General features: G+C 60.2%; 7 protein-coding genes and 1 tRNA gene. 4 read left to right on the top strand and 4 right to left on the bottom strand.

What is annotated here, in order from left to right; genetic code table 11:
* Window positions 1-459: 459 nt before the first annotated feature.
* Window positions 460-1269, top strand: coding sequence for an SH3 domain-containing protein (locus P3T40_RS16195; protein WP_429268713.1), 810 nt, complete (start codon window positions 460-462; stop codon window positions 1267-1269).
* A 205-nt stretch (window positions 1270-1474) separates the two neighbouring features.
* On the opposite strand, the gene P3T40_RS16200 is transcribed toward P3T40_RS16195, so the two are convergent.
* Both P3T40_RS16200 and dusA read right to left on the bottom strand, forming a co-directional pair.
* Window positions 1475-1550 (bottom strand) — tRNA-His (locus tag P3T40_RS16200).
* Window positions 1551-1638: 88 nt separating this feature from the next.
* Entirely contained in the window at window positions 1639-2640 is a 1002-nt protein-coding gene (gene dusA / locus P3T40_RS16205; protein ID WP_429268714.1) for a tRNA dihydrouridine(20/20a) synthase DusA, read from the bottom strand.
* 356 nt (window positions 2641-2996) lie between these two features.
* Here dusA and P3T40_RS16210 point away from each other — a divergent pair, with 356 nt between their 5' ends.
* Complete coding sequence (locus P3T40_RS16210; protein ID WP_429268715.1) at window positions 2997-3251, top strand: hypothetical protein; 255 nt, start codon at window positions 2997-2999, stop codon at window positions 3249-3251.
* 126 nt (window positions 3252-3377) lie between these two features.
* On the opposite strand, the gene P3T40_RS16215 is transcribed toward P3T40_RS16210, so the two are convergent.
* Together P3T40_RS16215 and P3T40_RS16220 are read right to left on the bottom strand one after the other, a co-directional pair.
* Complete coding sequence (locus P3T40_RS16215; protein ID WP_429268716.1) at window positions 3378-3623, bottom strand: DUF6566 family protein; 246 nt, start codon at window positions 3621-3623, stop codon at window positions 3378-3380.
* Window positions 3624-3745: 122 nt separating this feature from the next.
* The gene (locus P3T40_RS16220) at window positions 3746-3943 is read right to left on the bottom strand and encodes a hypothetical protein (protein ID WP_429268717.1); all 198 of its coding nucleotides are present in this window, start codon (window positions 3941-3943) and stop codon (window positions 3746-3748) included.
* 236 nt (window positions 3944-4179) lie between these two features.
* Here P3T40_RS16220 and P3T40_RS16225 point away from each other — a divergent pair, with 236 nt between their 5' ends.
* Entirely contained in the window at window positions 4180-5706 is a 1527-nt protein-coding gene (locus tag P3T40_RS16225) for a tetratricopeptide repeat-containing sulfotransferase family protein (protein WP_429268718.1), read from the top strand.
* A 118-nt stretch (window positions 5707-5824) separates the two neighbouring features.
* Entirely contained in the window at window positions 5825-5953 is a 129-nt protein-coding gene (locus P3T40_RS16230) for a hypothetical protein (protein ID WP_429268719.1), read from the top strand.
* Window positions 5954-6117 lie beyond the last annotated feature (164 nt).

Genomic DNA, 6117 nt, shown 5'->3' on the forward strand with positions numbered 1-6117 from the left:
CAGTGTAGAGCGGTTAGCGTCGAATCAGGTTTCAGCGCCTCTTACATGCCTTACGGTATCTAACCCCGTGGCAGATTGCAGCATTGGCGGTTCTCGTTTGCGCGGTCTTCGCGATGCGTGATGCTGGTGGTGTGATGGGCTACGCCTTGATATGGGTGCGATGAAGCGGAGGAAATGGGCATGCACTGCCGTTGTATAAAGAGGAATCCTGATTGAATAGCGTACGTTTGCAGCGAGTTATATGTTGAGAGTCTATTGTTTGCGATAAGGCGATCCGAATCGCGCCTAACACTGCGACCCGCCACGGCATATGGGGCCGAACTGGTTATTTGCTGAACGTTTGACCGCCGATACCGTCCGCGTCGGGAACGGTATTTGCTGCCCGGCAGATAGGGCCTAACCACGGGAGCGTTCTTGGCATTCAGGACGTGAAGATAAATGAACCACAGGGTAGGAACAATGAGAAAACGCATCATCAGTGGCTTGCTTGCCAGCGCTGCCGGTCTGTTGGCATTACCGGGCGTGGCGTTCGCACAGACCCAGGCATATACGAATAGCCCGGTGAACCTGTACGCAGGTCCGGCGGATGATTACCCTGCTGTGTCCCAGTTGCCAGGCGGTGTGCCCGTCACGGTGATGGGCTGCGTCAGCGGCTACACGTGGTGCGATGTGGTGTTGCCGGATTTGCGTGGCTGGGTCTACGCAGGCAGTCTCAGCTATCCGTATCAGGGCAGTAACGTGCCGATCCTGGACTACGGAACGGTGATCGGGCTGCCTATCGTGAGTTTCTCAATCGGTGCGTATTGGGGCAGCTACTACCGTGGCCGGCCTTGGTATAACGAGCAGGAGCGTTGGGCTCATCACCCACCGCCGCCACCTGGACGCGGTGGTCCTCCTCCGGGACGTGGTGGTCTTCCGCCCGAACATGGTGGTCCGCCGCCGGGACATGGCGGACCTCCGCCCGAACATGGAGCCCCACCTCCGGAACATGGCGGTCCTCCACCCGGGGGAGGCCATCCTCCGCCGGCGCAAGTTGCCCAGCCCCCGGGACGCGGCGGTCCACCGCCTGGACGTGTCGCTGCGCCGCAAGAACATGGTGGCCCTCCGCAGCAGCATGGCGGTCCACCGCCGCAAGAACATGGCGGTCCTCCACAGCAGCGTGGCGGTCCACCACAGCAAGAGCACGGTGGTCCGCCGCAGCATGGTGGCGCGCCGCAAGAACACGGTGGAGGAGGTGGGGGCCACGACAATCACGAGCAGCACAACTAGAGTGACTGGCTGACGGTGGGGACGGCGGAGATCGTCGTCCCCACTTTGGCGATCGTCGTGGAGAAACGCGATCACGAGGAAAATGCCACATACGCAGCGACGCGATGATGAGCGTGGTGCTGAGCGCAAAGCTATAGCGAAACCACAGGCTTTAAATACGCAAATACAGAGTGGGGGAGTTACTGCGGAATTACTTGAGGGAAACTGGGGTGGCTGATGGGACTCGAACCCACGACGACAGGAATCACAATCCTGGACTCTACCAACTGAGCTACAGCCACCACTGGGACATCTGCTTGGCTTGCCATGAACTGGCTTGCCGATCAAGAAGCGAGATTATACAAACATGATTTGTGTTTGCCTAGCCCTTTATTCAAACATTTCGACGGGCTCGCGCAGATGCTGTCTTGCTTCGTCGAAAATGGCGAGATCGCGCGCCGCCAGTTTCCTGTTGTCGGAGAGCACACGACGCCATCCGCGTGCACCCGCTACGCCGCGATAAAGTCCAAGCGCATGGCGTGTAATGGCACCGAGGAAAGTGCCGCGCGCAAGTTCAGCCGCACAATATTCGATCAGCTTCGCTTCGACCTGTTCGCGCGTCAGCGAAGCCTGCGTTGAGCCATAAAAGCGCGCATCGACATCGGCCAGCACATAAGGGTTGTGATAAGCCTCGCGACCCAGCATCACGCCGTCGACGTGCTGCAAATGCTGTTCGACTTCGTCGAGTGTCTTGATGCCACCGTTGATGATGATCTCGAGCTGCGGAAAGTCGCGCTTCAACTGATAGGCGAAGTCATACTTGAGCGGCGGGATTTCACGGTTCTCTTTCGGGCTGAGTCCTTTGAGAATCGCATTGCGCGCATGCACGATGAACACTTCGCAGCCGGCATCCGCAATCGTGCCGACGAAGTCGCGCACGAAGCTATATTCTTCCACCGCGTCGACGCCGATCCGATGCTTTACGGTCACCGGTACCGACACCGCGTCGCGCATCGCCTTGACGCAATCGGCGACGAGCTGCGGTTCGTTCATCAGGCACGCACCGAATGCACCACGCTGGACGCGTTCCGACGGGCAGCCGCAATTCAGATTGATTTCATCGTAGCCCCATTGCTCGCCGAGTTTTGCCGAGCGGGCGAGGTCGTCGGGTTCGCTGCCACCTAGTTGCAAAGCGACCGGCGCTTCGTGCGGCGTGAACGCCAGATGCCGGGGCACATCGCCATGCAGCAGCGCGCCGGTCGTCACCATCTCCGTGTAGAGCCACGTGTGGCGCGACAGCACGCGATGCAACGAACGGCAGTGACGATCAGTCCAGTCCATCATCGGCGCTACGGACACACGACGGGGATTGGCGGGGAGAGCGAGGGACATGAGGGGACGGCCGGCGGCGTGAGTCAAACCGTGATTTTACCGCAAGCGGGCGTATCGCCCGCTAACCGGCGCCGGAAGCCTGAGACCGACCGGTTTGCCAGCTTGTGACACTTCTAAGTGGGGCCGGAAGAAAAACGCCCTATCGGCCGATTAAACGTGTGACGACCCCATTGTTTCCTGCACCAGACAAGGCGCTCGGGGATTGTTTCAGCCTGGAGAAAAGTAATTTCGGATTATCGATACAAATTTTCGATAGTAAGGGAATACACTGATTCCGTCAGCGTTGCAGACACACCGGTTTGGTCCCTGTTGCGACGTCTTCCTAACCGAAGTCCGAAACGCTTATTGGAGTCATCATGAAGAACAAGCTTATTGCCGCCCTGTTGGTTGCCGCTTCCGCCACGCTCGCCGCTCCTGCTTTTGCTAGCGGCTACGGCCCGGCACCGTTCTATCGTCCGGGTGTCGGTGCACCGGCGTCGCAACAAGGCCAAAGCGTCCAGACCGTTGCTGCCGAGCGCGCCAACGCTGATGCGAACGCATACGGTGGCGTGAACGCACCGTCGACGCAATCGGGTAACCGTCAGCCGGTCGCTGCTTCGCAAGCAAACTGATCGAGGTTGTGCTGGACGTTCGTCATGAACGTCCGGTGAAAACGCCAGATCGTTCGGGCAATGGGCCGCACGATCTGGCGTTTTTGTTTGTATTGAATGGCATCTGCGCGCACGCCTGCAAAAGCTTCATTTTCTCATGAGTTCGCCGTCGATGTACTCGCGCGCCGCCTGAAAGCCTGCCTCGGCTGCCGCATGCTCGGAGCACCAGAACTTGTCGATATGGACGAGGCGCCAGTCGACGATCAGCGCGTCGGCCTTCGATACGCGGAAATGGGCCTTTACGCCGGTGAGCACCTGTTCGACCGCGACCTCGATGTCGTAGTCGCGATAGCGCTCCTGATAGTCGCCCATGTCGATGCCTTTGGGCTCCATGTTCCCCTCCTTGCACGCGGCAACGCGAACCACGCCGCCACTCGCCGCTGCGCAACGCACACGGGGTCCCGGCGCGCGGACAACACGCGCTCAACATCCCTCGATCGTCGCGCGTCGCTGCGTCAATCGCAATCGCCAGACAAATATTGCCTGCCATTGCAGGTGATCTCGACATCGCCGCCCGCCGCCTCTGCAGCGAGCCCCTGTCCGAGCAGTTCCGCGGTGATGTTGGGCGAGAGCGGCGGCGCAAGCTGGCCGACGCCGACGTCGTTCAGACGTCGCAATGCCTCGATGGCTTCCGGACTCAATGACTTCGACATGGCCGTCTCCGTCGTGTGACTCAATTTCATCCTAGCACTTTCCTTGGCCGTCGCATGGCTCGTGAACCCGTGCCTGCAAGATTCCTTACGCCATCTTTCGCCTGTAACTATTTGTGAAATTTGGAAATCAAGTTGTGGCGCATTCCTGCTAAGTTCGGCCTCAATGATTACGATCCACGTCACATGAACGCCATCTGCAGCTTCTTTCAGCTCTTAATAACGACTTCTGGCCGTCCATGACGCACGATACACAGCCGGCAACAGCGGACGACTGGTTCGCCCGCGGCAACGCTTGCGCTGCGCGCGGCGAGTTCGAGATGGCACTCGACTGTTTTGAGAAAGTTCGCCTCGAGCGGCCCGCCGATCCGGGCGTCTACAACAATCTCGGCTCGACGCTTGTCAGGATGGAGCGTTTTCCGGAGGCGCTGGAGCGCTACCGGCAAGCGGAGGCGCTCGATCCCAACAACGCGGATATCCATCACAACCTCGGTTGGATCCTTGAGCAGATGCACCGGCTGGAAGAGGCGGTGGCGAGCTACCGGCGAGCGGTGCAACTAGGCCCGCTCGTCGACGGTTCGTACAACAACATGGCGAACTGCCTGCAATCGCTTGGACGTTTCGACGAGGCGCATGAGGCCTACCGCCGCGCGATCGAAATCGCTCCGCAGAGCATGTTGTATTACCGGAATTTCGTTCAGTCGAAGCGCATGACGCTCGACGATCCCTGTTTCGTCGCGATGCAAAAACTGGCGCAGCACGCCGACGCGCTGACTGCGGACAATCAGGCCCAGTTGCATTTCGCCATGGGGCACGCGCTGGCCGATCTCGGCCAGAACGATCTCTCGTTCGAGCACCTGCTTAAAGGCAATGCAATGCACCGCCGCAGCGTCAATTACAACGAGGCGATGACGCTCGATCTGTTCGGCCATATCCCGCAGTTCCTGAGTGCGGATCTGTTGAAGGCAAAACGCGGTTTGGGCGATCCTTCCGCGTCGCCGGTCTTTATCGTGGGGATGCCGCGTTCCGGGTCGACGCTGATCGAACAGATTCTGGCGAGCCATCCGCAGGTATTCGGCGCAGGCGAGCGTCCGGATTTCGGCAAGGCGCTAGTGGGCGCCCTCGCGCGCAGCGAGGCCGACCACAGCAAGCTCAATTTCGACGCGCTGCGTAACGCCACGGCAGCACAACTGGTTCCGCTTGGCGCTGACTATGTGCGCCGGATTGCCATGGAGGTGCCGGATGCATCAAGCTACCTGCGGATCACCGACAAATATCCGTTCAATTTCATCAACGTCGGCCTGATCCATCTCGCGTTGCCGAATGCCCGCTTTATCCATAGCCGCCGCTCGCCCGTGGAAATCTGCCTGTCGATTTTCTCGCGGATCTTCCAGGACGTTCCGTTCGGCTACGACCTGGGCGAACTGGGCCGCTACTACCGTGCGTACGACAAGTTGATGGCGCACTGGCGCGAGGCGCTGCCCGAAGGGGTGATGATCGAGGTGCAGTACGAAGACCTCGTCGACGATCTAGAGGGCAACGTTCGCCGCATGCTGGCTCACTGCGGGCTTGACTGGGACGAGCGCTGTCTCGCGTTCCATCAGACCCAGCGCCAGGTCAATACCGCCAGCGCCTCGCAGGTTCGCAAGCCGCTGTTTCGTACCTCGCTGGAGCGCTGGCGTCCGGCAGCGGAACTGCTTCAGCCGCTGTACGACGGGCTAGGACCTGAATTGCTGAATGCTGAACATAGGCGTGGTGCCGGATAGGCGCGCAAAAAAGTTTCTCCCGTTGTCCCGTTTCCGCTATACCTTTCGACAAATCAAACGAGGGGAGAGGTAACGGGCCGATGCCAACACTGTCCATCAGTAAAACAAGAAACGAGTGGTGGTCGTCGCACGACGCGCCGGATTGGCGCCTGGCTGGGCCGCGTTCGTGGGCGCGGTGGCATGCTTTGCGCTGCGGATGATGGCCGTCGTGTTTGGCTGGCATCTGCCGAAGGCGGCGGGCTGGTAGGAGGATTGAACCGGCGGCGGGGAGGGCGCGCAATCGCGCACGGTCCGCCGCGCGAGTCGCCTCAATGCGCGCCCGCGCGCCGCTCCACAAAACGCCGCACATAATCGTCCGCCGGGCGCGTGAGGATTTCGTTCGGCGTGCCTTCCTGCACCAGGGTGCCGTCG

Origin of the sequence: Paraburkholderia sp. EB58 (assembly GCF_050436665.1) — a bacterium.
In the GTDB taxonomy this organism is placed as follows: domain Bacteria; phylum Pseudomonadota; class Gammaproteobacteria; order Burkholderiales; family Burkholderiaceae; genus Paraburkholderia.

Bases quoted from the DNA above. Each gene is read 5' to 3' on its own strand.
- P3T40_RS16220 (WP_429268717.1), bottom strand. From the start codon at position 3,943: ATGTCGAAGTCATTGAGTCCGGAAGCCATCGAGGCATTGCGACGTCTG.
- P3T40_RS16225 (WP_429268718.1), top strand. From the start codon at position 4,180: ATGACGCACGATACACAGCCGGCAACAGCGGACGACTGGTTCGCCCGC.
- dusA (WP_429268714.1), bottom strand. From the start codon at position 2,640: ATGTCCCTCGCTCTCCCCGCCAATCCCCGTCGTGTGTCCGTAGCGCCG.
- P3T40_RS16210 (WP_429268715.1), top strand. From the start codon at position 2,997: ATGAAGAACAAGCTTATTGCCGCCCTGTTGGTTGCCGCTTCCGCCACG.
- P3T40_RS16195 (WP_429268713.1), top strand. From the start codon at position 460: ATGAGAAAACGCATCATCAGTGGCTTGCTTGCCAGCGCTGCCGGTCTG.
- P3T40_RS16215 (WP_429268716.1), bottom strand. From the start codon at position 3,623: ATGGAGCCCAAAGGCATCGACATGGGCGACTATCAGGAGCGCTATCGC.